The 26,012-nt window shown below is 41.5% G+C and carries 26 protein-coding genes, 1 tRNA gene, 1 pseudogene, 1 CRISPR repeat array and 1 other annotated feature; of the genes and pseudogenes, 13 read left to right on the top strand and 15 right to left on the bottom strand.

Annotated elements, in window-relative coordinates:
- The 9 genes from TOL9009_RS49510 to rplL all read left to right on the top strand — a co-directional run.
- Positions 1–881 (top strand): IS110 family transposase (locus tag TOL9009_RS49510; protein ID WP_038296479.1); only part of this gene is annotated, 881 nt, incomplete at its 5' end.
- Positions 882–945: 64 nt separating this feature from the next.
- Positions 946–1,308, top strand: a complete 363-nt coding sequence (rplS, locus tag TOL9009_RS0120555) for a 50S ribosomal protein L19 (RefSeq protein WP_029634448.1) — start codon at positions 946–948, stop codon at positions 1,306–1,308.
- Positions 1,309–1,465: 157 nt separating this feature from the next.
- Positions 1,466–1,538, top strand: a tRNA-Trp gene (locus TOL9009_RS0120550).
- A 174-nt stretch (positions 1,539–1,712) separates the two neighbouring features.
- A complete protein-coding gene (gene secE / locus TOL9009_RS0120545) occupies positions 1,713–1,934 on the top strand; it encodes a preprotein translocase subunit SecE (RefSeq protein WP_029634447.1) in 222 nt (73 codons plus the stop codon).
- Positions 1,934–2,560 (top strand): transcription termination/antitermination protein NusG, encoded by a 627-nt coding sequence (gene nusG / locus TOL9009_RS0120540; protein ID WP_029634446.1) that lies wholly within the window; start codon positions 1,934–1,936, stop codon positions 2,558–2,560. Before secE ends, nusG begins: the two co-directional genes overlap by 1 nt.
- Positions 2,561–2,567: 7 nt before the next feature.
- Complete coding sequence (gene rplK / locus TOL9009_RS0120535; RefSeq protein WP_029634445.1) at positions 2,568–2,993, top strand: 50S ribosomal protein L11; 426 nt, start codon at positions 2,568–2,570, stop codon at positions 2,991–2,993.
- A gap of 172 nt (positions 2,994–3,165) precedes the next feature.
- Positions 3,166–3,879 carry a 50S ribosomal protein L1 gene (rplA, locus tag TOL9009_RS0120530; protein ID WP_029634444.1) on the top strand — a complete coding sequence of 238 codons (714 nt, stop codon included), beginning with the start codon at positions 3,166–3,168 and terminating at the stop codon, positions 3,877–3,879.
- 45 nt (positions 3,880–3,924) lie between these two features.
- Positions 3,925–4,087, top strand: a sequence feature (ribosomal protein L10 leader region).
- Between the two features lie 62 nt (positions 4,088–4,149).
- The gene (rplJ, locus tag TOL9009_RS0120525; RefSeq protein ID WP_029634443.1) at positions 4,150–4,743 is read left to right on the top strand and encodes a 50S ribosomal protein L10; all 594 of its coding nucleotides are present in this window, start codon (positions 4,150–4,152) and stop codon (positions 4,741–4,743) included.
- A gap of 117 nt (positions 4,744–4,860) precedes the next feature.
- A complete protein-coding gene (rplL, locus tag TOL9009_RS0120520) occupies positions 4,861–5,253 on the top strand; it encodes a 50S ribosomal protein L7/L12 (RefSeq protein ID WP_029634442.1) in 393 nt (130 codons plus the stop codon).
- 52 nt (positions 5,254–5,305) lie between these two features.
- Here rplL and TOL9009_RS47530 read toward each other — a convergent pair whose 3' ends face one another.
- Positions 5,306–5,479: a hypothetical protein gene (locus TOL9009_RS47530; RefSeq protein ID WP_186227611.1), complete on the bottom strand. Its 174-nt coding sequence runs from the start codon at positions 5,477–5,479 to the stop codon at positions 5,306–5,308.
- A 467-nt stretch (positions 5,480–5,946) separates the two neighbouring features.
- Here TOL9009_RS47530 and TOL9009_RS0120515 point away from each other — a divergent pair, with 467 nt between their 5' ends.
- The gene (locus TOL9009_RS0120515) at positions 5,947–6,213 is read left to right on the top strand and encodes a hypothetical protein (protein ID WP_029634441.1); all 267 of its coding nucleotides are present in this window, start codon (positions 5,947–5,949) and stop codon (positions 6,211–6,213) included.
- Complete coding sequence (locus TOL9009_RS0120510) at positions 6,210–6,527, top strand: type II toxin-antitoxin system RelE/ParE family toxin (RefSeq protein ID WP_029634440.1); 318 nt, start codon at positions 6,210–6,212, stop codon at positions 6,525–6,527. The genes TOL9009_RS0120515 and TOL9009_RS0120510 overlap by 4 nt, the downstream gene beginning before the upstream one ends.
- 442 nt (positions 6,528–6,969) lie before the next feature.
- Here TOL9009_RS0120510 and TOL9009_RS0120500 read toward each other — a convergent pair.
- From TOL9009_RS0120500 to cas3, 14 genes and pseudogenes are all read right to left on the bottom strand, one after another.
- A pseudogene (locus tag TOL9009_RS0120500) lies at positions 6,970–7,128 on the bottom strand (DUF3696 domain-containing protein); the annotation flags it as partial.
- A gap of 130 nt (positions 7,129–7,258) precedes the next feature.
- Positions 7,259–9,121, bottom strand: a complete 1,863-nt coding sequence (locus tag TOL9009_RS0120490) for a serine/threonine-protein kinase (protein ID WP_029634438.1) — start codon at positions 9,119–9,121, stop codon at positions 7,259–7,261.
- Positions 9,122–9,205: 84 nt separating this feature from the next.
- Positions 9,206–11,610: direct repeats of the CRISPR family, unit length 37 nt; unit sequence GTTTCAATCCCTAATAGGGATTAAGTGAAGTTTCAAC.
- 260 nt (positions 11,611–11,870) lie between these two features.
- On the bottom strand, positions 11,871–12,200 hold the full coding sequence (locus TOL9009_RS0120485; protein ID WP_029634437.1) for a hypothetical protein: 330 nt from the start codon (positions 12,198–12,200) through the stop codon (positions 11,871–11,873).
- Complete coding sequence (gene cas2, locus TOL9009_RS0120480; protein ID WP_029634436.1) at positions 12,178–12,450, bottom strand: CRISPR-associated endonuclease Cas2; 273 nt, start codon at positions 12,448–12,450, stop codon at positions 12,178–12,180. Before cas2 ends, TOL9009_RS0120485 begins: the two co-directional genes overlap by 23 nt.
- 24 nt (positions 12,451–12,474) lie before the next feature.
- On the bottom strand, positions 12,475–13,476 hold the full coding sequence (cas1d, locus tag TOL9009_RS0120475) for a type I-D CRISPR-associated endonuclease Cas1d (protein WP_029634435.1): 1,002 nt from the start codon (positions 13,474–13,476) through the stop codon (positions 12,475–12,477).
- 350 nt (positions 13,477–13,826) lie between these two features.
- A complete protein-coding gene (gene cas4 / locus TOL9009_RS0120470; RefSeq protein WP_029634434.1) occupies positions 13,827–14,420 on the bottom strand; it encodes a CRISPR-associated protein Cas4 in 594 nt (197 codons plus the stop codon).
- 12 nt (positions 14,421–14,432) lie between these two features.
- Positions 14,433–15,254, bottom strand: a complete 822-nt coding sequence (gene cas6 / locus TOL9009_RS0120465) for a CRISPR-associated endoribonuclease Cas6 (RefSeq protein ID WP_029634433.1) — start codon at positions 15,252–15,254, stop codon at positions 14,433–14,435.
- 192 nt (positions 15,255–15,446) lie between these two features.
- On the bottom strand, positions 15,447–16,154 hold the full coding sequence (cas5d, locus tag TOL9009_RS0120460) for a type I-D CRISPR-associated protein Cas5/Csc1 (RefSeq protein ID WP_029634432.1): 708 nt from the start codon (positions 16,152–16,154) through the stop codon (positions 15,447–15,449).
- Complete coding sequence (cas7d, locus tag TOL9009_RS0120455; RefSeq protein ID WP_029634431.1) at positions 16,154–17,170, bottom strand: type I-D CRISPR-associated protein Cas7/Csc2; 1,017 nt, start codon at positions 17,168–17,170, stop codon at positions 16,154–16,156. The genes cas5d and cas7d overlap by 1 nt, the downstream gene beginning before the upstream one ends.
- 63 nt (positions 17,171–17,233) lie before the next feature.
- Positions 17,234–20,518 carry a type I-D CRISPR-associated protein Cas10d/Csc3 gene (gene cas10d / locus TOL9009_RS39870; protein ID WP_038296476.1) on the bottom strand — a complete coding sequence of 1,095 codons (3,285 nt, stop codon included), beginning with the start codon at positions 20,516–20,518 and terminating at the stop codon, positions 17,234–17,236.
- A gap of 16 nt (positions 20,519–20,534) precedes the next feature.
- Positions 20,535–21,554: a PDDEXK nuclease domain-containing protein gene (locus TOL9009_RS0120445; protein WP_029634430.1), complete on the bottom strand. Its 1,020-nt coding sequence runs from the start codon at positions 21,552–21,554 to the stop codon at positions 20,535–20,537.
- A 17-nt stretch (positions 21,555–21,571) separates the two neighbouring features.
- On the bottom strand, positions 21,572–21,790 hold the full coding sequence (locus tag TOL9009_RS0120440; protein ID WP_029634429.1) for a DUF433 domain-containing protein: 219 nt from the start codon (positions 21,788–21,790) through the stop codon (positions 21,572–21,574).
- A gap of 57 nt (positions 21,791–21,847) precedes the next feature.
- A complete protein-coding gene (locus tag TOL9009_RS0120435) occupies positions 21,848–22,099 on the bottom strand; it encodes a hypothetical protein (RefSeq protein WP_029634428.1) in 252 nt (83 codons plus the stop codon).
- Positions 22,100–22,337: 238 nt separating this feature from the next.
- Positions 22,338–24,515: a type I-D CRISPR-associated helicase Cas3' gene (gene cas3 / locus TOL9009_RS0120430; protein ID WP_029634427.1), complete on the bottom strand. Its 2,178-nt coding sequence runs from the start codon at positions 24,513–24,515 to the stop codon at positions 22,338–22,340.
- A gap of 124 nt (positions 24,516–24,639) precedes the next feature.
- Between cas3 and TOL9009_RS0120425 the strand changes: the two genes are divergently transcribed.
- Complete coding sequence (locus TOL9009_RS0120425; RefSeq protein ID WP_029634426.1) at positions 24,640–25,506, top strand: WYL domain-containing protein; 867 nt, start codon at positions 24,640–24,642, stop codon at positions 25,504–25,506.
- A gap of 63 nt (positions 25,507–25,569) precedes the next feature.
- The coding region (locus TOL9009_RS47525; RefSeq protein WP_038296475.1) for a hypothetical protein at positions 25,570–26,012 on the top strand (443 nt) is incomplete at its 3' end.

Here is a 26,012-nt window from a genome sequence, read left to right as displayed (position 1 = left end):
ATGATGCAGACGCCCTAGCCTTGGCTTGTTACTACTTTGATTATTGCGACTCCCCCAGGCGCTTTGTCCAAATTCGTGATTTTACTACAACCCGCATCAGAGAACTGGTGCTGCGACTGGCTCATCTCAATCGGGTGCAGTCGCCAATTATCAATCGCTTGCGTCAGGATTTGGCGTGGCAGTTTCCAGAGATCGCCCATCTAAAATCCCGGCGGGCGATTGATGGTGATGTGCCGTTGCTGTGGGGTTGGTTGTGTGGGGAACGCTCATCGAAGCGATATGATAATTTACGCGATCGCTCTATTGGCTTAGGAATTTCTAGTACAGTTCGCCATCACGCTCGCAGATTGTGCGACTTGCAGCGAGAAGAACACACCATCGAGGTGGAATTACAAGAACTTTTGGGTGATCCAAAATTTACTGCATACCGCGAGGTTTTTAAGAGCTTTGGTTTCGGTGTGCGCCTGGAGGGAATTATCCTCAGCCAGATTTACCCGCTGTCAGCTTACTTCGCCGCTGACGGTAAGCCAGAGGTGAGGATTCGCAAGGGTCGAAAGTCGGGAAAGCCTACTAAACGCTACCTTTCACTACGGCGCTTTCAGAAGTCTTTAGGGCTTGCTCCCTCAATGGAAGCGTCCGGCGACAAGAGTAAAATCAAGATTGTCGGTGGTTCTGATTTGTGTCGTATCGCCTTCTGGCAGTGGGTTTTTACCCGCATCGAGGTTAAGCGCTGCCGACTAGATAATGAGATTGGTGCAGCGTTGGGCGCTCAGTTGGACGCTGAGAAAGCTGCCGGTCGTCCGGTTCGATTAGTGCGATCGCGCATCTCCGCCAAAGCTGCAAAGTTACTATTTCGGGAATTGGTTAAAGTACTAGAGTGAAATAACTAGACTGTTCGGGGGTTATCGAATTATTATGGATGACTGGGAGTTTTTTAAATAGAGTATGAACGCGCAAGAAATAATCCGCTCGATTGAAGCGGAACATCTAAAATCTAATTTGCCCGACATTTACGTGGGCGACACAGTTAAAGTCGGTGTCAAAATCAAAGAAGGCGAGAAATACCGCGTGCAACCATACGAAGGTGTAGTGATTGCCAGACGCAATGGTGGAATTAATGAAACCATTACAGTGCGTAAGGTATTTCAAGGTGTTGGCGTTGAAAGAGTGTTTCTTTTGCATTCTCCGCGCATTGACAGCATCAAAGTCATCCGTCGTGGTAAGGTAAGACGTGCTAAATTGTATTACTTACGCGATCGCGTAGGTAAAGCTACCCGAATCAAACAACGGTTTGACCGTCCTTTGTAATTCGCAAAGCTATTTATGGGAGAATTCTCCACCTAAAAGCGGCTCCTGCCGCTGATTTGTTCCCTAAGCTGCTCACATTCTATTGAAATAAAAGTCAAATTGCGTTAGACTAGATCAAGTTCAGCGCAATGACTGAATTTTAAAACCCACCCATTGTGCGCTCTTAGTTCAGTTGGTAGAACGCAGGTCTCCAAAACCTGATGTCGGGGGTTCAAGTCCTCCAGGGCGCGCTCTCCAAAAAACAAAATTGCCCGAAACAATTACACAACTGCTAATTATTCAGCAAGTACGGAAAGTTTTGGGTATACTTGTATTTGCAGCCTTTTTAGTTTCATTACTTATGTAAAGTAATAGACAATAGCTGTAAATAAAAGCTCGTCAAAGAATCGCGGAGATAAACGATTGTGGCAAAGAAAAACGAAGCAGAAATGCCAGAAACCACTAATGGGTTAAGCATAACCAATTTTTATCAAGGTCTTAGAGAAGAACTGGATAAGGTGGTTTGGCCCAGTCGCCAGCAGCTGGTGAGCGAATCAGCAGCAGTGTTGCTAATGGTAACACTCTCCGCATCTTTGATATATTTAGTCGATGGATTATTTACTTGGGCAGCAAAACAGGTGTTCTGATGGTTGGTGCAACAGACGAACCACGCAACTTAGAAGAAGCAGAAACAGCGCTGGATGCTTTGCAAGAAGCACGCTGGTATGCAGTACAAGTAGCTAGTGGCTGTGAAAAGCGTGTAAAGACAAATTTAGAGCAGCGCATTCAAACATTTGATGTAGCTGATAAAATTGTCAATGTGGAAATTCCCCACACGCCAGCAGTGAAAATCCGTAAAGACGGCAGTCGCCAAAACACAGAAGAAAAAGTGTTTCCTGGTTACGTGTTAGTGCGGATGGTTATGGACGATGACGTCTGGCAGGTAGTGCGAAATACATCCCATGTAATAAACTTCGTGGGAGCCGAACAAAAACGCGGCACAGGCAAAGGTCGCGGTCACGTCAAACCAATGCCCCTCAGTGCCTCAGAAGTAGAACGGATCTTCAAACAAACTGCCGAACAAGAGGCTGTTGTCAAAATTGACATGGCGACTGGTGATAAGATAATCGTGCTTAACGGTCCATTTAAGGACTTTGAAGGCGAAGTGATTGAAGTCAGTCCAGAGCGGAGTAAGCTCAAAGCTCTACTTTCCATTTTTGGACGAGATACACCAGTAGAATTGGAATTTAATCAGGTTGAGAAACAGAGCTAAATAGAAAATGGCGAAAAAAGTAGTAGCGATTATTAAACTGGCTTTGAACGCTGGGAAAGCCAACCCAGCACCGCCAGTGGGACCTGCGCTAGGTCAACATGGTGTGAACATCATGATGTTCTGCAAAGAGTACAACGCCAAAACAGCAGACCAAGCTGGGATGGTAATCCCGGTAGAAATTTCGGTTTTTGAAGACCGGAGTTTTACTTTTGTACTGAAAACGCCACCAGCATCAGTATTGATTCGCAAAGCAGCAAAAATTGAAAAAGGCTCAAACGAACCCAACAAAAAGAAAGTTGGCTCCATTACCAAAGCGCAATTGCAAGAAATAGCCCAAACCAAAATGCCCGATCTCAACGCTAACGACATCGAAGCGGCAATGAAGATTGTGGAAGGTACTGCGAAGAATATGGGTGTCGCGATCGCGGATTAGTTGGTGGATAGTGGATAGTAGTTAGTGGATATTGGATATTGGTTATTGGATAGTCGTTGATTGTTGAGCGTCAATCATCAACCATCAACTAACAACCATCAACCATCAACTAACAAAACAAAATTTTATCGGGGGAGAGAACAAACCTCGCTAATTACCCCAGGAGAGAAAAATGACCAAAAAAGTATCACGCCGATTACAGGCACTGCTAGAAAAAGTAGAAGACACTGATTACGCACCTCTGGATGCTTTAGCGCTGCTGAAAGAAACAGCAACAGCAAAGTTTGCCGAAGCCGCAGAAGCGCATATCAAGTTAGGAATTGACCCCAAGTATACAGACCAACAGTTGCGAACCACTGTAGCATTACCTAAAGGCACAGGACAAATCGTCCGAGTGGCAGTAATTGCGAGAGGGGAAAAAGTCAACGAAGCAAGCAACGCCGGTGCTGATATCGTCGGTTCGGAAGAACTGATTGAGCAGATTCAGAAAGGCATGATGGACTTTGACAAGCTGATTGCCACACCTGATGTGATGCCACAAGTAGCAAGGCTGGGTAAATTGCTTGGTCCACGTGGTTTGATGCCATCACCCAAAGGGGGAACGGTGACATTTGATGTCGCAAGTGCGATCGCTGAATTCAAAGCTGGTAAATTAGAATTTAGAGCCGATCGTACTGGCATAGTCCATGTTATGTTTGGTAAGGCAACCTTCTCGCCCGAAGATTTGTTAGTAAACTTGAAGGCGTTGCAAGAGACGATTGACCGTAACCGTCCTTCAGGAGCCAAAGGTCGTTATTGGCGGACAATGTATGTGTCTGCTACTATGGGACCATCGATTAAAGTCGATGTCAACGCCCTACGCGATTTGAAACTGAGCGAAGCCTGATAATGGCTAGTGGGTAATCGAAGCAATTACCCATTGCAAATTGCCAAAATTGAATAGGCAAAACCAAAGACAGCAGGTGTCAATAGCTTAATGTCCTGCCGAGGTTTGCAGTTTAATTGCTTGAAGTTGCACTGATAAAAAGTGCGATCGCAGCATGAGAAACATTGCAAAACCCCGGCTGATATAGCTGGGGTTTGTTGTTTTGGGTCAGTCAGAAAAAAATGCTTTCTTTAGGGAAAGCCAAAAATTATTTAAGGAGGTGAAACAAAGATGGGAAGAACGATAGAAGATAAAAAAGCGATCGTTGCTGACCTCAAAGAAAGTTTGAGTGAGTCAACTTTGGCACTGGTAATTGAATACCAAGGGCTAACAGTTGCCGAAATCACTGACTTACGGCGACGGCTACGTCCGAGTGGCACTGTTTGTAAGGTGGCAAAGAACACCTTAATGGGCATTGCCATTGAAGGACAGGAAAAGTGGCAACCGATGTCTGAGTTGCTCAAGGGTACCTCAGCCTTTTTGCTAGTTAAAGAAGATTTCTCTGGCGCAATTAAGGCTTACCAAGACTTCCAGAAAGCCAGCAAGAAGACAGAACTTCGCGGCGGCGTTATGGATGGTCGCCTGTTAAAAGAACCTGATGTCAAGGTACTTGGAGACTTGCCATCTAAGGAACAACTCATGGCGCAAATTGCCGGAGCTATCAACGCCTTGGCTACCAAGATTGCTGTGGGTATCAACGAAGTACCCAGTTCCTTGGCGCGGGCTTTGCAAGCAGTTGCTGACAAGGATAAAGGTGACGACGCTGAAAGCAATAACACCGAAAGCGACAACGTTGAAAGCAACAACGCCGAAAGCGAATCGTAGTAGAGACGTTCCACCGGAACGTTTGTACGGGAGTTAGCGGAAAAGATATCAACTATCAACGCTCCAACTAACAACCAACAACCAACAACCAATAAACAAATTACAGGAGTTATATCAATGTCTGCTGCAACCGAACAAATTTTGGAACAATTGAAATCCTTGACTTTGCTGGAAGCATCTGAATTAGTCAAGCAAATTGAAGAAGCTTTCGGCGTAAGTGCTGCATCCACAGGCGGTATGATGATGGTGACTGGTCCTGGTGCTGCTGCTGCGCCTGCTGAAGAAGTAGTAGAGCAAACCGAGTTTGACGTGATTCTAGAGTCAGTTCCAGCTGATAAGAAGATTGCCGTACTGAAGATTGTCCGGGAATTGACCGGTTTGGGTCTGAAAGAAGCTAAAGACATGGTGGAAGCTGCACCCAAGGCTGTTAAAGAAGGTATTGCCAAGGATGCGGCTGAAGATGCTAAGAAGCGCATCGAAGAAGCTGGTGGTAAGGTGACTGTGAAGTAGTCAAAATTCCATTAGACACAAAAAGTGGAAAAAATGTAGAGACGTAGCACTGCTACGTCTCTAAAGGTTCTGGTAACGCATAATTAATTTCCACATCGGTTGTCTTCTGATAAAGCCGATCGCACAAAACGAATTTTGGACGTTTCAAAATTGGCAGCAACGCGATGTAGAGACGTTCCGACGGAACGTCTCTACAATTGTACGGTTTTGTTGGCAGTTTTGGCATTGCCCCTTATTACTAAGTCTAAATATAAATTTTAATACCAATTCTTTGTGAACATGCGCCCAATCTGAGTAATGCTTGTAAGCACATAGCGATCGCACGATTGATTTGAATGCCTAACTAGCGTACACTCCTGTTCAGCTTAATTCAACCTAAGTTCGACGGGGATCGCCCTCTTATTTTCTCACAAAAGATGGCTCGTAAACGCTGGTGTTTGGTGTGATTCCAGCTAATACACATGTTAAATATGCGATCAGCCTTTTAGATCCCCGACTTCTTTGAGAAGTCGGGGATCTGTACTCGCGAAGGTTTAGATATAGTTGGCGATCGCATGATTGATTTAACTGGCTAAATAGAAAGAGCGATACTCCGCAGGAGTCGCTACGCGATCGCAAGATATAACTTTTGTGTTATTTTCAACGAGAAAAATGGCTATACTAAAAATATAAATATTAATCTCTATAACTGTAATGACGATCAAAGAATTGCTATTACAAGAAATTGACAGCACTCCAAATAAACTCTTAGAAGATGTGCTTGGCTTTTTGCAATCGCTCAAAACAGACCCAGAGCAGTCTCGATACACATACCGAGAACTGTTAGAACGTATTGATTACTTAGAAACAATAGTAGGTATTCGTAAAGGACTAGATGAGTTTGATCGAGGTGAAGGAATTCCTGCCGATATAGCCTTAGCAACGTTACAGCGCAAACTCAGCATTCCACCCCGTTCATGAATTACCAGGTTCTTATTCAACCAACTGCTTTTCAAGAAATCGAAACATCTTACTGTTGGATATGCGACAATCTGAGTCCTGAAATAGCCAACAATTGGTATTACGAACTTCAAGATGCGATCGCGTCGCTTCAAAAATTTCCTAATCGCTGTAGCGTAGCACCAGAAACAGCAATGATTGGTCGTGAAATTAGGCAACTCTGGGTTGGAAAACAAAAAAAATATCGAGTTTTATTTGTTGTTGAAAAAGATATTGTAGCAGTTCTTCATGTTCGCCACAGTCGCCAATCTTATCTAGATGAACAATCTGAATAATGTTTGTAAGCATATACCGATCGCATAATTTTAACTGGCTAAATTGAAAGAGCGATACTCCGCAGGAGTCGCTACGCGATCGCATGATTGATTTAAATGGCTAAATTGAAAGAGCGATCGCATGATTGATTTAAATGGCTAAATTGAAAGAGCGATCGCATGATTTTGAGTGGTTAAAAGATTTTTTGATGAAAATTATAGATCACAAAGACGCGATAAATCGCGTCTCTTGCCTTAACCGAACCGTATTCAAATGGGGTTCCATATTTAAACACCCTCCAGTATATTCACATATTGCCAAAGGTTGTGAAGGGTAAAGGGAAAAATAAAGCTTCTCCTGGGCAAATGCGGCTACCTTGGGATGATTGGGAAGTTGCTGATTCAGAAGTTCGGGAGGCAGCAGAACAATGACCCCAGAATAGCGTCGCAGACGACAATACTACTGACAGAACTCGATAGTGCGATCGCCACTTTTACGCACTAATTCACCCTTCAATGCTAAACCGACATTTGGCAATAATTCTTGTTGATAAGATTGACGTAGCAAAAGTAAGGATTGGAGTACAGAAGATTTTCCCGTACTATTTAAACCCGAAAGGAGCTGGTTTAACCCAGCTCCTTTTGTCAAAAATACTCAGATTCGTCTAAACAGTCCAACTCTTTAACTGACACCACTCTAGTCATATCCAAAATTGGCACAATCAAATCTTGACGCTTCACCACCATCATATTTAACACTTTCTGTTTTGAGATACGCTCACAAAGTCATGTAAGTTGGCATCCCAAATGCTGATGTAAATTAAATCACACTCCTGACGTACAATCTGACCTTTTAATCCCCCTTGGGTAAAGCTGACATTATCTTTTTGACGTTGTTGGATTTGTTGCAGTCCCTGCTTAATTTCTTCAGTTGCTTGCCCACCTAACATTCCTTCTAAGGTTGTCTGCATTACTTGGGGATCTACAGATTGGGCAAAAGCGGCTTCAGTTTGGCGCAATTCTCCCGAATTGCGGTCAAATAAGTAACCAAGGTCAATTTGATTCGGTACTAACGTGTAAGTGACAGCACGGGTATTTCTCCAAGCACCTCTTAAATCTTTGGCTGGTTTGCCCAAAGCTGCTTCTACGCTGCTTCTTGCTGTACCTGTAGGAAATGCGGGGACGCTTTGTATACTTGTAGTAGCGATCGCTTCCTTGGGAGGTTTTTTGCTTTTCTTGGGTGGTGGACTTACATCAGGGGTAGGAGATTGATTTTCGGTTTGTGGCTGTGGGGTAGATGCTGCGGGGGTTTCATCAGGTTCTATCGGTACAGATGTATCTGATTTATCATCTAACGAAGTAGATGTTTCCTGGGTTTCTGGCTGCGTAGTGGCTGCAATTTGGGGCGCAGGATTTGTTGGCTGCTGCGGTGTTGTCGGTATAATTCCTACTGGGGCAGGTTTTGAAGCAACGGGGTTATCGGCGGGTTCGTTGGTGTAAACTGGAGTTTCTGGGGAAGGAGTTGGAGTTGCGGACGAAGCTTTTTGCGTAATTTCCGGTTCTGGCGATGTCGCAATTGAAGCTTCAGGCTGGGGTTGACGAGTCAGATTAGCGATCGCTACTGCACCAAATAAGCTACCCACAACCAAACCACCGACAATCAAAGCAGGCTTTCGCCAGTTTTCGATATGTTTGATTTGCGTCGCAGGTACCTGGGTTTGCTTTTGGGCAACTACAGGATTTAAAGCGACTGTAGCAGCAGTTGGTGCTGCTTGTGGGGGAATAGAACTAGCAGATTGCAAAGCATGTAGCATTTTGCTAGCGGTGGAATAGCGATCGCCTGGGTGCGGTTTAATTGCCTGATTTAGTATTGCCGCAAAAGAAGGAGATACATTCGGCGCATATTCAAGCCAAACTATTTCCCCTGTTTGCTGGTTGGTTTCTAGTTCTTGCGGATGTTTGCCAGTCAGTAAATAAATCGCCGTTAAGCCTAAACTATAAATATCAGTGGCATAAACTGGGCGTCCCACAGCTTGCTCACTCGGCATATATCCAGGTGTACCCATCACAAGGGATTGAGTCGGATATCCAGGTGTACCGACAACCGAACGGATCGTTTCTTTGACTGCACCAAAATCAATTAAAATCGGTTTGTCGTCGCTAGAGCGCAAAATAATATTATCCGGCTTGATATCCCTGTGGATAATGCCTTTGCTATGGACGTAATCCAAAACTGACAGCAGACGCAAAAGAATTTCTCGTACAGTTGTTTCGTTGAGTAATCCTTTAGCTGCGACAAACTGTGTCAGGGTTTGACCGTGAATCCATTCTTGAACCAAATAAAACTGCCCATTCTCAGGAAAGTAGGCGTAAAGTTCGGGAATTTGGTCACTACTTTTGCCAAGATGTTCTAAAGTCGCCGCTTCTCGTTCAAACCGCTGTCGAATCAGTTTGTAAGTTTGCGGATCGTTTGCGGCGATCGGTTTGAGTTGCTTAATCGCACAGCGACGGCGAGAAGGCATATGGGTATCTTCTGCCAGAAAGGTTTCACCAAACCCACCGGCACCGAGTACCTCGATTACTTGATAGCGATTGTTTAGCAGCGTTGTTGTCATCCTTCGTCACAAGCTTAGTGCATCGCGGCGCGTCAGAAGACATCGCCCCTTCAAATGTATATCAAATGCCGAGACGACTGTGGGGTTTCAATCCCTAATAGGGAGTAAGTGAAGTTTCAACTTATGCAGGGAGAAGGAAAAAAAATCACAAGGGAGTTTCAATCCCTAATAGGGATTAAGTGAAGTTTCAACCGTGAATCAAGGAGGCACCGGCACCACTTCTTTTCCGTTTCAATCCCTAATAGGGATTAAGTGAAGTTTCAACCAGGCATCCCGCAGTGTAATACCTGTTGGGAGACTGTTTCAATCCCTAATAGGGATTAAGTGAAGTTTCAACTCCAGGATTATCCGGATAATAATCAGTCTTTATGTTTCAATCCCTAATAGGGATTAAGTGAAGTTTCAACCCGGTACTCCGGAACTTCGGTACTCCGAACCCTTGTTTCAATCCCTAATAGGGATTAAGTGAAGTTTCAACATACCTGCATTTATCTCTGCAACAAATCTTATTGCAGTTTCAATCCCTAATAGGGATTAAGTGAAGTTTCAACGGACTTTCTCATGGTTGGTGTTACGGAAAACCAGTCTGGTTTCAATCCCTAATAGGGATTAAGTGAAGTTTCAACATTCCAGTAGGCATCTATGAACCTTAGAAACCTCATGTTTCAATCCCTAATAGGGATTAAGTGAAGTTTCAACGTCTCTAGTAGTGGGGTAAGTCGCTTTTGCAAGTTTCAATCCCTAATAGGGATTAAGTGAAGTTTCAACAATACTCGACGCCCAAAGTCCCACAACCGATCTGTTTCAATCCCTAATAGGGATTAAGTGAAGTTTCAACTCTCAAAGAATGGGAAACCGAACTAGCAGACTTCGGTTTCAATCCCTAATAGGGATTAAGTGAAGTTTCAACATATATCTTTTAAATATTATTCAAACAGGTAAATATGTTTCAATCCCTAATAGGGATTAAGTGAAGTTTCAACTTCTTTATCCGTGTCTAATCCTTGTAGCAAATAAGTTTCAATCCCTAATAGGGATTAAGTGAAGTTTCAACAAATTATGCAAGCGGTAGTGATGTTTCCCAAATGGTTTCAATCCCTAATAGGGATTAAGTGAAGTTTCAACCTCCAGCAGCTTTTTGGCACTCCCGAAACTTTTATCACTGTTTCAATCCCTAATAGGGATTAAGTGAAGTTTCAACAGGCAGAACGACAAGCAAGCTTTGATAATTTACGTGTTTCAATCCCTAATAGGGATTAAGTGAAGTTTCAACCAGAAATAGTAGTGGTAAGAGTTCCGTCAATATGTTTCAATCCCTAATAGGGATTAAGTGAAGTTTCAACTAAAATGTCTTGTTGCCCAAATGTCCAACAAAATGTTTCAATCCCTAATAGGGATTAAGTGAAGTTTCAACTATCAAGTACATTTTCTTGTTCCATATCAACGTAAAAGTTTCAATCCCTAATAGGGATTAAGTGAAGTTTCAACCAGTTTCGGGGGTGGCTAGTGCGTGCTGGGTGTTTCAATCCCTAATAGGGATTAAGTGAAGTTTCAACATTGCCTTCTGATAATTCTTCTAATTCCGATGGTTGCCCGTTTCAATCCCTAATAGGGATTAAGTGAAGTTTCAACATTCCCTGTAATGGGAATTATAACCTTACCCCGGGTTTCAATCCCTAATAGGGATTAAGTGAAGTTTCAACACAACAATTCTCGATATAACAAAGCCGACCGCCCAGTTTCAATCCCTAATAGGGATTAAGTGAAGTTTCAACGCAAAACTTTGTGGTAAGTGCTGTGTGGGCAAGAGCGTTTCAATCCCTAATAGGGATTAAGTGAAGTTTCAACTAAATTACCCGCGTTGCCAGATAAAGGTGCATTGTTTCAATCCCTAATAGGGATTAAGTGAAGTTTCAACCTTTGGATAAAAGCTCCCGAACCTTCTTTTATGAAGTTTCAATCCCTAATAGGGATTAAGTGAAGTTTCAACACCTTGTGCGGGTTGAGTTTTAGTAATCTTGCTGTTTCAATCCCTAATAGGGATTAAGTGAAGTTTCAACCTTTTGGTTCTTTCTTTTACCAAGTTTTCTTACTGTTTCAATCCCTAATAGGGATTAAGTGAAGTTTCAACAATCAGCAGCAGTATGAATCTTACATCAAACAAATGTTTCAATCCCTAATAGGGATTAAGTGAAGTTTCAACACCGCTTTCACTCCTTTAGTAACAGGGTTATTCATGTTTCAATCCCTAATAGGGATTAAGTGAAGTTTCAACCTTATAAGTCTAGAGTTCTTAAGCTTCTGTAAGATGTTTCAATCCCTAATAGGGATTAAGTGAAGTTTCAACGCAGAGATAATAGAGTTCATGTCATCAAGCTCACCGTTTCAATCCCTAATAGGGATTAAGTGAAGTTTCAACTTCAAAGATTGATGCTCCCAGACTTCAGCTAAAGTTTCAATCCCTAATAGGGATTAAGTGAAGTTTCAACTGCGGGAAGCTCAAAGTGAGTCAGTATGAGGTTTTCAAGGTTCGGTTGCGCGGATGGGTAAATCATAACACAATCTGGCGCGATCGCACTCATTTTAAAAAAGCTGAAACCTTTACTGTGTAAGGTGCGCGGGTAGGTGGCGAGTAAATAGAACCGCAAAGCCTTGTAATGAGCGCGATTCAGGCATTTTTATTAAAACCTCTTTTTCTACACCTACCCATCCGCGCACTAAATACAATATTGCTTAAATTGGTCGCAAATTAAATTTGGCAACACCCTGCAATGGCATTGTCACCCGATACAATCGCATTGTCACCCGATACAATCGCATTGTCACCCGATGCAATCGCATTGGATCGCGATGCAATGGCATTGTCACCCGATGCAATCGCATTGGATCGCGATCCAATCGCATTGGATCGCGATCCAATCGCATTGTCACCCGATACAATCGCATTGTCACCCGATGCAATCGCATTGGATCGCGATGCAATGGCATTGTCACTCGATACAATCGCATTGTCACCCGATCCATTTAAAAACGCTACGCTTTTACGCAAAACTGTACTAAGCAAAGAAAATCGTTTCATCACGGGGTTGTTCGCCACCGATACGTTCAACTTTACCAAAACAACAGGCGCATAGAAAATAAAAGCGAATGCTATCGGTATCAGGCTGAATCAACTTTTTCAAGCGCGATCGCAGTTTTGCATATTGAGTATCGGTAAGCTGACACTCAAATATGCTATATTGCACCCACTGCCCGTAAGACTTAAGGGTGCTGTGAATTTTGGTACGGCGTTTATCTTCAGAAATATCGTAGGAAACAACAACGTTCATCTTGACTTTAACTCTTTGAATTGATTATTTCAAAACCAGTGGCGGATATTTCTCAACTTCGCCCATCAAGTATTTTGCCAGCAACCGGGCTTGCAGTTCAAAAGCTTCTTGATACATGCATTTGCGTCCTAACACTGGATGTTTAAACTCAGATTGTTTTTTCTGCGCGTACAACCGCAAAAAGGTCTTGCGTCCTTCAGGAGTAAGGGAAACCGCACCGCTTAATGGTTCTGTGAGAAAATCTGCCGGTGTCAAATGGCGTTTGTTTATTGCCAACAATACAACCGCATCTACTACCAATGGACGAAATTCTTCCATTAAGTCTAAAGCCAGCGATGGACGACCGTAGCGATCGCAATGCAAATACCCCAAATAAGGGTCAAACCCAACAATGTTAACAGCACCTTGAACATCGTGACGCAACAACGAATATCCAAAGCTGAGTAGGGAATTGACTGGATCGGTAGGGGGACGCCGCACGCGGGTTTTAAATTCAAATTCCCCATTGCGAATAAGTTGGTTAAAACAGCCAAAATATGCAGCACTCCCCGCACCTTCCAGCCCACGTAACGAGTTTACAGTTAGTGTTGTCTCAATGGGTGCGATCGCATGTTCTATGCGACTAATATTTGCAGATAAATCCAAGTCTGTATCGCGTTGACGACGGATAAGAGTGTTGCGGTAGTTTTTAAGTTTACCGCGTACAAACGCTTGTACAACATGAATTGCTTGAAGTGACTCACCTGCTGCTTGCCATTGCGCTTTGCGAACAAAGATATTTTTGGTAACTTCTGGTTCTAATCGTCCGAGATAGCGACCTGTTTCGGTAAGAAAAGTCAGTGGAATTTGCCTTGCTAATAGTTCATTAACAACAGCAGGTGAAACCGTAGCACGCCCTAAAACCACAATACCATCGATTTTGAGTAGCGGTATATCTAAAATCGTTTTTTTGTCGAATTTGACACTTAATCGTTCGTCGATTTTACCGATAAATGCATCATTCTGGGAAATGTAAACTGTGCCCATAAAGTATGAGTTCCGTGTTATGAGTGTTTGATTGTTAAAAAATTTGAAATCAACAGGACTTACGCAAAAACTCTCTCAACCTCCTATTCCTCTGTGTCCTCTGCGCTCTCTGCGGTTCGTTTTTTGGTCTTTTTGCATAAGTCCTAATCAATTAGTCCGCGCACCATCCGGACTTTGTTTGTGTAGCTTCCAACTCCTCAAAGAGGCTCTGAAGAGCAAAAATCAATTAGTCCGCGCAGGCGGACTTTGTTTGTGTAGCCGCGATTTTAATCGTCAGGTTAACTACATACCGTGGTAGAGACGTTCCGGCGGAACGTCTTTACAATATATGTGATTTATCTGACACGATATTAAAGTACTTCTTGATAGCGACCTACTTTTTCGGTTGCTTGAGGTAAACATCGTCCATACAAGCTGCAACCATCGCAACGTTTGGTCTTGACAGCTTTAGGCATCGTCCCTGTAAATAGAAGCATTTGCACAGCTTCAATAGTAGCGATCGCACTTTGTCGCAACTCTTCATTTATCTCGACTAATTGGCGTTGGTGCGAATGCGCGTAAAAGACATAACCAGTATTAATTGTTTTTCCGGTCATTTCTTCTAAACATAAGGCTTGGGCGCAGACTTGCAGTTCATCATTATCCCATTCTCCCTTGCGTCCGCGCTTGTATTCAACAGGGTAAAATTCGCCATTTTCAGCTTCGATTAAATCTGATTTTCCAATGAGTTTGTATGTATCTGATTTCAGCCAAATTGCCCGAACCTGCCAAGTTTCTTCACGGTTTCCTTCACCAACAGTATGCACGCATTCATGTAAACTTGTGCCTTCAATTGTGTATTGGTTGTCAATAAACTCTCCCGCACAAAACATTAGCCAACATCGATGAGGACAGTAGGCATATTGGTTTAAAGCAGCGATGGAAACATATTCTAAATCATGCATATTTTTGAAGTTTTAATTTTTGAAACGACGTACCATACCCATACCCATCGTTGTTTTGCGTCCGATGCCTGCATATATTGCAAAATTGGCTAAAGCATTGATTTGTTTAATTTTTATTGGTTCGACATCACCGAAAATACGATAGCTAATTTCGCCAACACAGCCAATAAATTTGCTGTCGTAGTTGCTGACAACTTGGGTATTGATATTGAAAAAACTGGGATAAATAGATTCGACGGGGATATTATCGAATTCAATCCCACTGTATTTACTCCAGCGACTTAAAAGACTGTTAAATACACATTCTCGAATCGGTAGTACAGTGTCGTACCCTCCTTGACGAAATGCAGTGGGGGTGGCAAAAGTGAAATTAATAGTGCGATCGCTCTCTGATGCATGTTCATATAATTGTCCGTAAGTGCAAACATTCGCCCAAGGTTGAGTAGATTGGGGTGTCCCTTGAATGCTGGTAATAAATAAATCAGCAGAACCCAAATGCCAAGGTTGGTTAGGGTTAAGATTTAGCCATAGCGGAGTCAGCTTGCTAAATAGAGTGTCATCTAATAGAGAAATGCGCCACCAACAGGAAGTACCTGGCGCAATGGGTTTTTGATGACATAATTGCAACGTCTGATGATTTTTGTGGCTTGGTTGTATTTGTAAGGGAGAAAGAGTGAAAGGCTTGTCTGCCTTAGATGAATGCAGATAATCTCCTAATGTTTTATCTACCGAACTAACAAGGGTTAAAAATAGGGCATGGAGATGTCTGCCACTGAGGAAATCAGGGTAGATGGGAGATTTTGGTGTAAGGTTGAGAACGAGGCTATGAGGCATAATACAAAAGTTTTTATATTGTAGAGACGCAAATTTAACGCCTCTACAAAAGTACTGTACTAAGTACAATATTACATAAATTCATGACGAAAATTTATCACAAAAACTCTGCGTCACTCTGCGTTTACCACCGCGCTCCTCTGCGTTTAAAAACGCTACTAACTTATCCAAAACTGTACTAATTTGACTTGTTCAATTTTTAAAACGATATTCCATCCGAGCCGGGATTTTTAGTTGTTGAATCTTCTCAAATTGGTAATATTGCCCTCGCATTTGCACATTTTTAATTAAGCTTACTGGAGGCATATTTACGACATCGTAGCTAATCACTTGATTGGTAAACATTACATCCAAGGGATTTAAAGGGTAGGTGCAAGTGAATATACCTTCAACAATTTTATGTTTGGGTAATTCTTCAACAATCACCTCAGCCTTACTCATCCATTTACCTAAGCGAATCCATTTGGATAATTTCAGTTGATTGTCAGAAATAACAAAAAACTCAAATTTACTTTCTGGCGCAATTTCTTTTGCTCTACCAAAACTCGGAATATTTTTCTGTGTTTTCTCCATTTCAACGTGGTAGTTGTTGTTAGCATACTTCCAGGTATTGAGGATAGAAGAATGATTGAGCGATCGCGCCGGAGTTACGTAAATTTTTTGTTGATTGAGTGGCGTTAAATGCTCCTCATATTTTGGCACTTGTTCGAGACAAAAATAGCGATAAGAATGTTCTTCAGCAACAGTAGTAGAGTAGATTTGGCTATCAACTAAACCCAGTGCATAACAGAGTGCATAATTGTGAATTAGGGCTTCTGTTTCATACAAGCGACCGATTTCACGAGTTGCGTAATAAAGGCTGTCATGAAGTTCTATTTGACAGCGATAAATAATTGCCATTACTCTTTCCCCGCTTTAGCAGCAGTTTTCTTCTTGCTGATATGCTTCTTAGCATAATCTTTAGCTTCTGCATCAGCCTTTTGCAAAATTGCCTGAATTCCTTTCTCACTTCCTGTTAAACTTTTGACTTCATTAATTAGGGATGTAAAAGCATCACCAATGAAATCTGTGTGAACAATAAACTCATCAGACATTAATGCCTCAATAGCATTTTTAGCAGCAGTAATTACGTCATCCTCATCTAGTGGATCGGGAGCATTTAAAGTATTATTAGATTTCATTTGGTCATATATTGCCTGAGTCCAACGCAGATTACTTGTGATTTCTCCATCAGCAAATACAACGCCAATTAACTCATTTCTAACGCGACCTGTACGGGTAGTTTGCGCTCCATAATGACGAGTTCGCAAAATATTATTAAATACGTAAAGGAAGCTAGCTTCAGTAGGGTCTTTCAAGGTGACAATACTAGGAAAGAAAACTTGCGGTCTAATATGGTCTTGCTGATTAATTCGACTGGTAACTTCACCAGGTTTAGAACCATTTTCACCCTTGGAAGCCATCGTACCATTTTCATAAGGTGCGTTGAGGGTAAATGTTTCGTGCGATTCATCAAAAGCTGTAATTGAAAATGCTGTGTCTACCACAACTTTCGATTTTTCAGAACCAGAGTCACCAATAGCAAAACCGTAAATGATGCAATCAGGATTATCCATTGCAAAATTCACGTTGTATTCGCATTCTTCAGCCGTCATTAATCCATAGTTACGTAGCAATTCCCGACCAACTAAACGCTCTGGTGTAGATTGTTTGCGCTTGAACATTGACAAACGGCTAATTGTGGTTTTGTCTTTAACTCCTGCTCTTACCCGTGCTTTATTCAGTTCTGCATCTGTCTGAAATAGAGGATAAGATTCAGTAATGCGAATAGTTAAGAAATGAACATATTTACCCATTGGTTTGTAAGGAATCTCAGTTTGAAAGAATTTGGACTCAACACTTTTTAAAATCGCCATGATTATCTCCAAAAAAATATTTACTAATTGTTTACGTTTCCAGCAAATGCTAAGGGAAAATCCCTACTCATTCTCGTTATCTGTTTCCGCCGATTTTTCATTTTTACCTGCATTTTCTTTATCATCTTCAAGACGATAAAGAAATTCACAGGTATCTCGAATTAAGTTGAGTTGACGACCAGCCAAACGAGCGCGATCGCCAGCAAATGCGTTATCAAATACCTCCACTACAAAATACTTGGCAAAATCTAGAACAGCTTGCCGTTCTTCTTCTCGTTTGCTCATAATCCAGCGTCCCTCAGCAGTAGAAGAATGAACGCGATCCATGAGTTTAAAAACTTCTGCTGCAACGGCCACAACTAATGTTTCTCCCTGAAACACACTTGACTCAGCTTTGAGTATAGTTTCAGCCGCAATATCAACTGGTTTCAACACAGCATTAGACTTAGGATTATAACGCTTATTAGCTCGATAAAATGTGCGGTATAAATCTGTTAATTTCTTAGGATGATTCAGACTTGATACTTCTCCCACAATTAATTGCTCCATATTAGTGTCATATTTCACATAAGGGTCAAAACAAGGATAAAAATGATAGGCATAAAGCCTAATTTTCTCAATTCGTGCTGTTTCCGAACCCTGGTTACGCACCCAGCGATTGAGATAAGAAAAGACGTACAACGGACTGGTTTCAAAATCTTTAGCCAGTTCTGTAAATCTCCCCCAATTGGCATCGTAACCAGACTTACCCTGTCGCGCATTCACATCTAAATGAATGGCGTAAGCGGCGGTAAGCACATTTAAAGGGGCTGGGTATTGGATACCGTTTTCATTCCAGCCTTCGAGGATGTAGTCAAGACGGAAGCGATCGCGCCTTACTAAAGCCCGGAAAGCATGAGGCGCACTATCAAGGAAAACGCTTTCCTCAAATTCAGCCCCATCATTAAAAGGTGGAATCGGTGACTCGGAAACCACAGTTTTAACATCTAAAATCATCGGGAAAGCAAACGCTAACCAAGTTGGCATTACCCAAGATTCTGTATCAGTGCTGTCTCTTCCTGGCGGGAGTGCCATGAAGTAAAATGTTAAAGGCTGGTCTTCAGGATAGGAAAGCTTAAAGGTGCGATCCTTGTCACGCGGGAGGTTTTCATCAATTAAGAAACTGTCTACACTTTGGTAGCGATCGCGCCCCAAGTCCGCCTGTAAATCTTTACTGATAAAATGATTGCGAACGCTGGTATCAAAGCGAGTTTGAGCAATACCATTGTATGCTTTCTGCAAAAACTTATTAGTCTCTGGAGTAAAGTAATAAGTAGGATAAAAGTAGAGATAGCGATATTTACCATCTTCAAATCGCTTACCTACAGCTTGAGTTTGATTCATCAAGATTTGCCTTAGCATCATCTCTACACCTGCAATACTGGAGATATTGCGTTTAGCGTTAGAACCTCCTAACATTTGCTTGTTTGTATAAACTTGTGGCGTAAATAAAACTGCTGATTCCATTTGCTCTGTAACCGTGTAAGCAGAATGAGAAATTGAGCAGATTAATTGTTTCCCTCGCCCTGATTTTTTCGCAGCATTGTAATTATCTAACTCATTTAGAAATGTTTCAACTTGAGTTTTAACAGATGACTCTTGATTAGTGCCTGGTAACATCACAACTCGTTTTACCCAAAGCCTTAAATCATCCCAACCATCAGGCAATTCATACTGAGAAATTATTGGAGAAATTAAGGTTGTCAAATAGTCAATGACTTGCTGACAAGCTTCGCGTACATCTTCAATTCCTGGATGATGTTCTAAATATTTAGCTGCTAGATAATACCATTCATAAGGTACTCCTCCGGTATTTCCCTTTAACTTGTTTTCTTTGAGACTTTCATTGATGCGTTGAATTTCTCTAATTTGGGGTAAACATTCTGCTAAATTCCAAAATTCTGCAACTTTATGAGTTAAATCAAAATCGGGAACTGCTGGCAGCTTTTTATCTTTCTTACGAGCAGAATTAACACGATTAACTGTCTCTTCCCAAATCTTCCGGCTAACTAAATCACCAAATTCTGCTATTTGGTCAATACGGATATCGTCTTCAAATTTGAAGTCATAATCAGCAGATAAAACTTTTTGTTGCTGAAACTTATTCAGATTTTCGCTGCGACTTTTAGCAACAGAACCTTTGTTAGGGTTTAAGATGCGTAATGTAGCATCTAAGGCTACTTTCATCAAGCCTATGTCATCAAAAAATAAGTTGTAATATTCGGCATATTTCATGCCTTTGCCATCTCTACCAAATCCTGTTTGTCTGAGGCGTAATTGACCTGCACAAAGCGATTTAATACTGTTAACTACACGGTCTGGTAAATCTTCCGGCGAGATAGCTGGAGCATTGCGCGAAGCCAGGTAAATCACACCTGTTGGCAGATATAACAAAGGTTCATAGTAGGTATCCTCATCAGTATTGAGACTAGTATGAGCCTGAATTAAAGCATTATTCACCACATTAGTTAAAACACCACGATTCTCAGCAATGCTGTGATAGGTAAATTTCAATTGTCCATCACTGAGGCTGTGGATGATTTCTTTGAGTCTAGGATGTTCTGCATCTTGGGGATGTTTAACAATTGAGGCGAGAGAATCAGCCAAACAAGTTAAATCAGATAGACTGCGAAGCGTGCGATCTTTGAGGAGAGGATTCAACCCAAATTCAGAAAAATTCCAGTTAGTATCCCAGCGACGTTGAGCATTATAAGCCATGCACAACAAATCATCTAGATACTCTCGATAAGCTTCAGGATTTTCTGGATTTATAAAGTTATCTAGTCCTAACTGATGAACTTTTTTATCAATAATTTCACGATGTTCTGTTAATGGTAGCTTGCGGCAGTTTTCAGGTACATCAGGAAACTTTTCAAAATCATGTAAAATAAATCCAGCAATTACTAAACGCCGTTCTCGCTCTTTCACCACTCGCTGCACTGTGGTATTGAGTTTTTCTAAACGTTTCTCAATTAAATTAGCGGGAAATAAACCATTAAGTAAGTGAGTATTCAGGGATTGATCAGCAGCATTATCTCGTCTGACTTTAGTTTTTCCTTCTGCTTCTCGCTGTTGGTCAATTTCATCAAAAAACTTACCACCTTTCGCCGTTACACCAATTGCTATCCGCAACAGATTTGGTAAAACATACTCACCAAAGTCTGCCATTACCTTATCATCTGGATTTTGAGATTGAATTGCTTCTCGTAATAGCTTTAGTGTTAATAATTCGCCTTCAGTTTCAATAGTACGGTCTGAAGAATCACCATCAAAACCAAAATCACCTGATAACCAATCATCATTAGACATTTTTAAACTCCATTTTTTACTCCACGCCTTCTAGCAACTTGGCAACTTGCTCTGGAGCCGGAAGCTGATTTTTTAATTCTTCAGGCAACGTAGAAAATAGTTTATAAGTTGCTATACCAATTGGTTTATTCGATTCTCTCAGTGCATACTCAACAATAGTTTTATCCTTGGATTTGCAAAGAATAATTCCGATTGAGAGATTTTCGTCTGGGAATCGAGATAAATCATCTAAAGCCGCCAGATAAAATTGCATTTTTCCCACATACTCAGGTAAAAACTCTCCAGTTTTTAACTCAATCGCAACTAGACATTTTAATTGGCGGTGATACAGCAACAGGTCAATAAAAAATTCTTTATCGCCAACTTCTAAGCGATACTGACTACCAACAAAAGTAAACCGCCCACCCATTTCTTGCAAGAATGGTTCAACTCTTGCCAAAATCGCCTGTTCTAGCTGTCGTTCGCTGTGTTCATCTGCTAGTTCCAAGAAATCAAAAGTATATTCATCTTTGACAGCTAGTTTTAATTGGTTACGAATCTCTGCTGGAACAGTTTTATCAAAGTTAGTCTGATTCAACAGAGTCTTTTCATAGGTTTGATTTTCAATTTGGTGAATCAAAACATTCTTTGTCCAGCCAAATTTACGAGTCATTCTGATATAGAATTCCCGTTCTAGGTCATCTTTGCACTTCTCTACAATGACCAGATTGTGACTCCATCCAATTTCTCGCACCATTGGTGCGAGTTTTTCATTGTTGACATAAGATTCATAAAAAAGCCTCATCCGCCAGAGGTTAGCAGCAGAAAATCCGCTAATTCCTGGAAACTCTGCTTGTAAGTCTTTTACTAACTGTTCTACTACGGATTTTCCCCAACTAGCGCCCTGTTGTTGAGTAACAATTATCTGTCCAATGTCCCAGTAGAGGTTAATCATTTCCCGATTAACTGCTTTTAGTGCTTCGTACTGGGCTGAACGAATACGCTGTTTTATTTCCATTAGCAAATCTCTGTAATCGCCTGAAATGGGGTTACTCATAGCGGAAAAGGTTCAACTTATTCATGACTAACTAGCCGAGGTGCATAAACTAAACAGGCTTGCATATCTTCTCGTTCTAACCAGGGATAAGCTTCTAGCAAGGTTTCGATAGTATCTCCCGCCGCCAACATCCCCAAAATATGTTCAACCGCAAGGCGACGACCTCGAATAATTGGTTTACCGTTAAAAATTTTGGGGTTGACTGTAATTCTTTCTAATAGATGTTGTTCGTCCATGTTTAGTTATGTAGTAACGGTAGATTGTTTTATGGTGTGTACACTCCAAACAGCATCCTAATCTTGTGGGTAACAAAAATTCACTATGTCCTGTAAATCCTCCTTTTGACGAACGTGGTATTCAAGATTTGTCTCTAAAGCACTGACGCGATTCTCAAGATCAGATAGCCGATGGTCTTGAATGGCATTGTGTTGTTGTACTAGATTCACCTCGTTGTATAGAGGAATAGACAGCGACACACTAATCTGGTTGCACTCTGCATTTATTACCACAATGATTTGATTAGGGTTATTGTTTTCGTTCGGCATGGTGAGTTACCTTACAAGGATTACTCACATGTTAATGTAATTAGTTAGTCATGACCATAGCAAAATCGCTCAAATATTTTTGAGTATTTATATTTAATAAATTAGCCTTCTGTTGCTACTCTGGTATGCTAAAGGTGGGAGGGTAAGCCATCTACTCTACATAGTTTTGAGTAATAATACCTACTAGGGATTGAAACATGACCTACTATTTGCGGTCTGAAACCCTCCTACAAAATTTTCAAACAACCCATATCTCATCTCCTTTGCTTTTAAACGTATAAGCCAGCGTATCCAGCAGCAGCGCAGAGTGACCAAAAGCGATCGCATAGGGTGCAGTAGCATCATGAAAGCTATACTGATCGCTGATGCCATAAATCTGAAAATTCATCGGTAGCCTTAGCCGCATCCGCACTTCAGCAAGAGGACGGCGAATCACGTAACAAACCAAACCCTCCTTTTTTAGGCGTTTGTTAATTTCCCCAACCCAATAGTTGTCAGGTTGCCAAATTTCTACACCAGTCAAAACCTGAACTTTCCAAGCGTCAGCAATTGGCTGCAAGTTTCCAGAATAGGTAAATTTCCAGTTCAGCCGTTCCTCTCGGTAAGAACGCAACTTCATAAATGCTAGACAATGAGCAAATCTACCTTTGGCAATGGGTTGTCCGGTGCGTTCTGCGGTTTCTTTGAGTGTCCGTATAAATGCCGCTTCCGTCCACATTTCAATCTCTAAATTGCCCAAAATACCGGGTAAATCGTAGGTTTTAAACCTATCTGCCTCATTTTCTTCCGTTAAGTCGTATAAACCACATTGCAAAGGACTTGAACCTCGAAAACTAGCAGCATCCTCAGCAATCGGATTTCCTGATTTACCTGAAAGCGCTTGCCAATCTTTCGCCCAGCCTTGAATACGTCCAGCTTGTGACTTCAGACTAGTTTCAAATAATTGTTCACAAGCTTCTTGAAACTTGTCTCGGCTTTGGGCATACTGTTGTTTAATTGTGCGATCGCTCAACTGATAAAACAGCCAAAATGATTGCACAGCACCCCAACGACGATAATAACCACGAAAATCGTTGATTTGTCGATAATTCTCAGTAATTGTATTGTGAAAAGAGGGGCGATCGCAAATACTATTCACTTCTAACGGTGGCGTATCTCCCTTAAACAAACGCTCTACCAAAAAGTTAGGAACTAAAGAAAAAGCTGTGAAATTCTCAAACTTAACTACCTGACCATCTTTCTCATATTCGTCATGCCTTCCTAAGCGTCCTAAACGTTGGATAAAGTTACCTGCATCTGAAGACTCAAAAATTAAAAAATTGATTTTGAAATCAACCCCAACATCAATTGTGCTAGTACCAATAACCAAGTCAGCAGCAAGACTTCGCTCCTTTTCTCCTTTTCCCGATAGCCCTGTATTCTCTCCAACTTTCAAGCCGTAAGGCTGTAATATTTCCCGAAAAAATTGAGTTAGGCGTTTGACTGCTGCGATTGAGTTAAGGATGATTGCGCCTTTACTTCCTGGATACTGCTGAAACTGAGCCAAAATCAAACCACTATTTTCTTTTAGCCAGGTTTGCGAAGCTTTAAATGATGGTTCTAAAGGAATAAAATTCAATGTAATTGTTCGCGCTACTTGTCGCCAGCCCTGTGTTTGCAGTTGCTGCCCTTCTTCTGGTGTATCGGGAAATTGATATTTATTTTGTTTTAGAGGATCAATTTCTTTACAACTAAATCCTGCTTTTTCTAATCGCCCAATTAAGTTTGTATCTGGTGTGGCTGAAAGAAACAGAAATTTCTTGCGGCGATTTGTACAGCGAATTAACAACATTGTGTTAATCACGCTAGCAATTTGGGGAACTGCGAAAACGTGAAATTCATCAAAAATAAACAAGTCAAAATCCTTATCAATTCTGCCCCATAGCTTATCTGGACTATCACCACGAATTATATAAGCGCCTCGATGTAAGTAATGAAAAATATCAGGGTTGGTTAATAATGCTTCTCTCTGGTTAGTCAGAGTTGCGATCGCAGCCCCTTTTTTCAATCCCTCATTTTCAGCATAAATCTCTAAATCAGCCCCACTGAGTCGCACTACACGCGGCTTATTCTCTGGCTGAAATTTCTCAACATATCCTCTAATCTGCGTTTCTTGATCGCGGGCGAGTTCATTGGTTGGGTAAAGTCCGATCGCAGAAAATTCACCCTGAAGCACTTCTAGGTAAGCCGCGAGACTTTTACCATCGCCAGTCATTGCAGTGTTGAACACAACATCAATATTTGGATCGCGCAACGCTTCTAAAGTTGCGGCTTGATGCCAAGAAAGCGACCAATCTTTAGGTAATTTCACCCCGTCAGGTGTCGGGACGGTTTGGGAGTAAACAGGCTTGAGAGTAATACGATATTTAAACTCCATCCTTTTGTCCGTATAATATTTTTATTTATCCGCATTAGACTTATTTACCTAATATTGCAGACAAAATAAAAAATGACAAGGGCAAAATATAAAATTGTCCGTGTAGGAGGCAAAAGGAGTGCTAATGAGCCGCAAAGGTCAGTCTATTACTTTGTCTATTTCTGACGAAGACAAATCTCAGCTTGAAGCGATCGCCCGTGAACTAGGTGTGATGCGGGGTGAGCGCCCGAATATTTCTGCATTGGTAGAAGCGATCGCTCGTCAGCAATTTCTAGTTGCCCCAAATAACAACTGGTCAGAAAGTCGTATTCGAGTATTAGCCCAAGCTATCCAAACCTTAACGGATACAGGACAGCTTGAAGAGGCTCAAATCATTGCTAGTTTGCTCTTAGAACGTAGTGAAGTTTCTCTTCCTTTACGAAAAGAAATAGAACGTTTCTTAAAAACTCCACCTCCACCTTGGCGGCTGGAAATTGAGCGTTATATCCTTCGTCAGCAACCATTTCAGATTTCCTACCACGACGCTGCTGATCGCTTTTGGAGCTTCAGTATTCGTTATGCTCAAATTACCTTGCACGAGCGACGACAATATTTAGACTGTTGGTGTGATGAGACGGAAGGTAATCAGGACTTACCAGAACTGATTCATAATTGGTGCTTACGTCTAGACCGCATCCCTGAAGCAGCAATCGTACCAATTGAGGGGGAATGGCACTCAAGTTTAGATCGGATCGAAGTCGAGATGCACTTATTTTCTGGCTTGGCTTTTGCCTATCAAGCTAAACCAGAAGATGATATCAATGAATGGTTATTAGATAAACTAAGAGTCCGGCGAGTTGTTAGGCGAGTATCTAGTACCTTTTGGTTTATCCGCGAAGTTATGCAATATGCACCAGATTGCGTGGTGATATCGCCGGAGAATGTGCGCGATCGCCTCAAACAAAAACTCCTCACCCTATGCCAGTTATACGATATCGAAACCAGGAGTTAAGTAGCGTTGAATGAACTAAATAAGTTGCATAGCATTCATATTCGAGACAAATGAGGTATTATCATGAATTACTTAGAATGGAATCTTGATATGGAAGAAGGAGCAAATTTATATGACCCAGTAGGAAATATTAAAATTTCCGGAGACGAAGGAATCATAACAGAAGAATATACGTACATTGATGCTTTTTTTGAAGCTTTTGTAGAGGGAGTTGAACGTATGAAAGTAGAGGATATCGTTAGAGTCGATCCACTCGTTGAACCTAATGATATTATTTTTTCTCAGAAAAACAGTCTACTGGAAATAAAGTATGGAAGTCAGAAAGCAATTATTTTCAATAAATCCCAATTTCTTGAAGAAGTTAAAAATGCTGTTACTAAATTAATAGAGATATTGGATGAATTTGCAGATAGTACAAAACAGGAAAGGCGAGAGATGTTCAGAAGGCACTTATGCTGGAGGCAGAAGGCAGAAGGCAACCCACCCTTACTCATAGTGGGATTGAA

The sequence above is a fragment of the [Scytonema hofmanni] UTEX 2349 genome (assembly GCF_000582685.1).
GTDB lineage: Bacteria > Cyanobacteriota > Cyanobacteriia > Cyanobacteriales > Nostocaceae > Hassallia > Hassallia hofmanni.
This window is presented reverse-complemented; position numbering and strand designations above follow the sequence as displayed.

Excerpts from the sequence above, each read along its gene's own strand:
- cas1d (WP_029634435.1), bottom strand. The coding sequence starts at position 13,476 with ATGGGCACAGTTTACATTTCCCAGAATGATGCATTTATCGGTAAAATC.
- rplS (WP_029634448.1), top strand. The coding sequence starts at position 946 with ATGAACGCGCAAGAAATAATCCGCTCGATTGAAGCGGAACATCTAAAA.
- TOL9009_RS0120435 (WP_029634428.1), bottom strand. The coding sequence starts at position 22,099 with ATGCCGAACGAAAACAATAACCCTAATCAAATCATTGTGGTAATAAAT.
- cas2 (WP_029634436.1), bottom strand. The coding sequence starts at position 12,450 with ATGAACGTTGTTGTTTCCTACGATATTTCTGAAGATAAACGCCGTACC.
- TOL9009_RS0120485 (WP_029634437.1), bottom strand. The coding sequence starts at position 12,200 with ATGAAACGATTTTCTTTGCTTAGTACAGTTTTGCGTAAAAGCGTAGCG.
- TOL9009_RS0120490 (WP_029634438.1), bottom strand. The coding sequence starts at position 9,121 with ATGACAACAACGCTGCTAAACAATCGCTATCAAGTAATCGAGGTACTC.
- cas5d (WP_029634432.1), bottom strand. The coding sequence starts at position 16,154 with ATGGCAATTATTTATCGCTGTCAAATAGAACTTCATGACAGCCTTTAT.
- rplJ (WP_029634443.1), top strand. The coding sequence starts at position 4,150 with ATGGGAAGAACGATAGAAGATAAAAAAGCGATCGTTGCTGACCTCAAA.
- TOL9009_RS47530 (WP_186227611.1), bottom strand. The coding sequence starts at position 5,479 with ATGCCAAAACTGCCAACAAAACCGTACAATTGTAGAGACGTTCCGTCG.
- cas7d (WP_029634431.1), bottom strand. The coding sequence starts at position 17,170 with ATGGCGATTTTAAAAAGTGTTGAGTCCAAATTCTTTCAAACTGAGATT.
- cas6 (WP_029634433.1), bottom strand. The coding sequence starts at position 15,254 with ATGCCTCATAGCCTCGTTCTCAACCTTACACCAAAATCTCCCATCTAC.
- TOL9009_RS0120440 (WP_029634429.1), bottom strand. The coding sequence starts at position 21,790 with ATGGACGAACAACATCTATTAGAAAGAATTACAGTCAACCCCAAAATT.
- cas10d (WP_038296476.1), bottom strand. The coding sequence starts at position 20,518 with ATGTCTAATGATGATTGGTTATCAGGTGATTTTGGTTTTGATGGTGAT.
- TOL9009_RS0120445 (WP_029634430.1), bottom strand. The coding sequence starts at position 21,554 with ATGAGTAACCCCATTTCAGGCGATTACAGAGATTTGCTAATGGAAATA.
- rplL (WP_029634442.1), top strand. The coding sequence starts at position 4,861 with ATGTCTGCTGCAACCGAACAAATTTTGGAACAATTGAAATCCTTGACT.
- TOL9009_RS0120515 (WP_029634441.1), top strand. The coding sequence starts at position 5,947 with ATGACGATCAAAGAATTGCTATTACAAGAAATTGACAGCACTCCAAAT.
- rplA (WP_029634444.1), top strand. The coding sequence starts at position 3,166 with ATGACCAAAAAAGTATCACGCCGATTACAGGCACTGCTAGAAAAAGTA.
- TOL9009_RS0120425 (WP_029634426.1), top strand. The coding sequence starts at position 24,640 with ATGAGCCGCAAAGGTCAGTCTATTACTTTGTCTATTTCTGACGAAGAC.
- cas3 (WP_029634427.1), bottom strand. The coding sequence starts at position 24,515 with ATGGAGTTTAAATATCGTATTACTCTCAAGCCTGTTTACTCCCAAACC.
- TOL9009_RS0120510 (WP_029634440.1), top strand. The coding sequence starts at position 6,210 with ATGAATTACCAGGTTCTTATTCAACCAACTGCTTTTCAAGAAATCGAA.
- nusG (WP_029634446.1), top strand. The coding sequence starts at position 1,934 with ATGGTTGGTGCAACAGACGAACCACGCAACTTAGAAGAAGCAGAAACA.
- rplK (WP_029634445.1), top strand. The coding sequence starts at position 2,568 with ATGGCGAAAAAAGTAGTAGCGATTATTAAACTGGCTTTGAACGCTGGG.
- cas4 (WP_029634434.1), bottom strand. The coding sequence starts at position 14,420 with ATGCATGATTTAGAATATGTTTCCATCGCTGCTTTAAACCAATATGCC.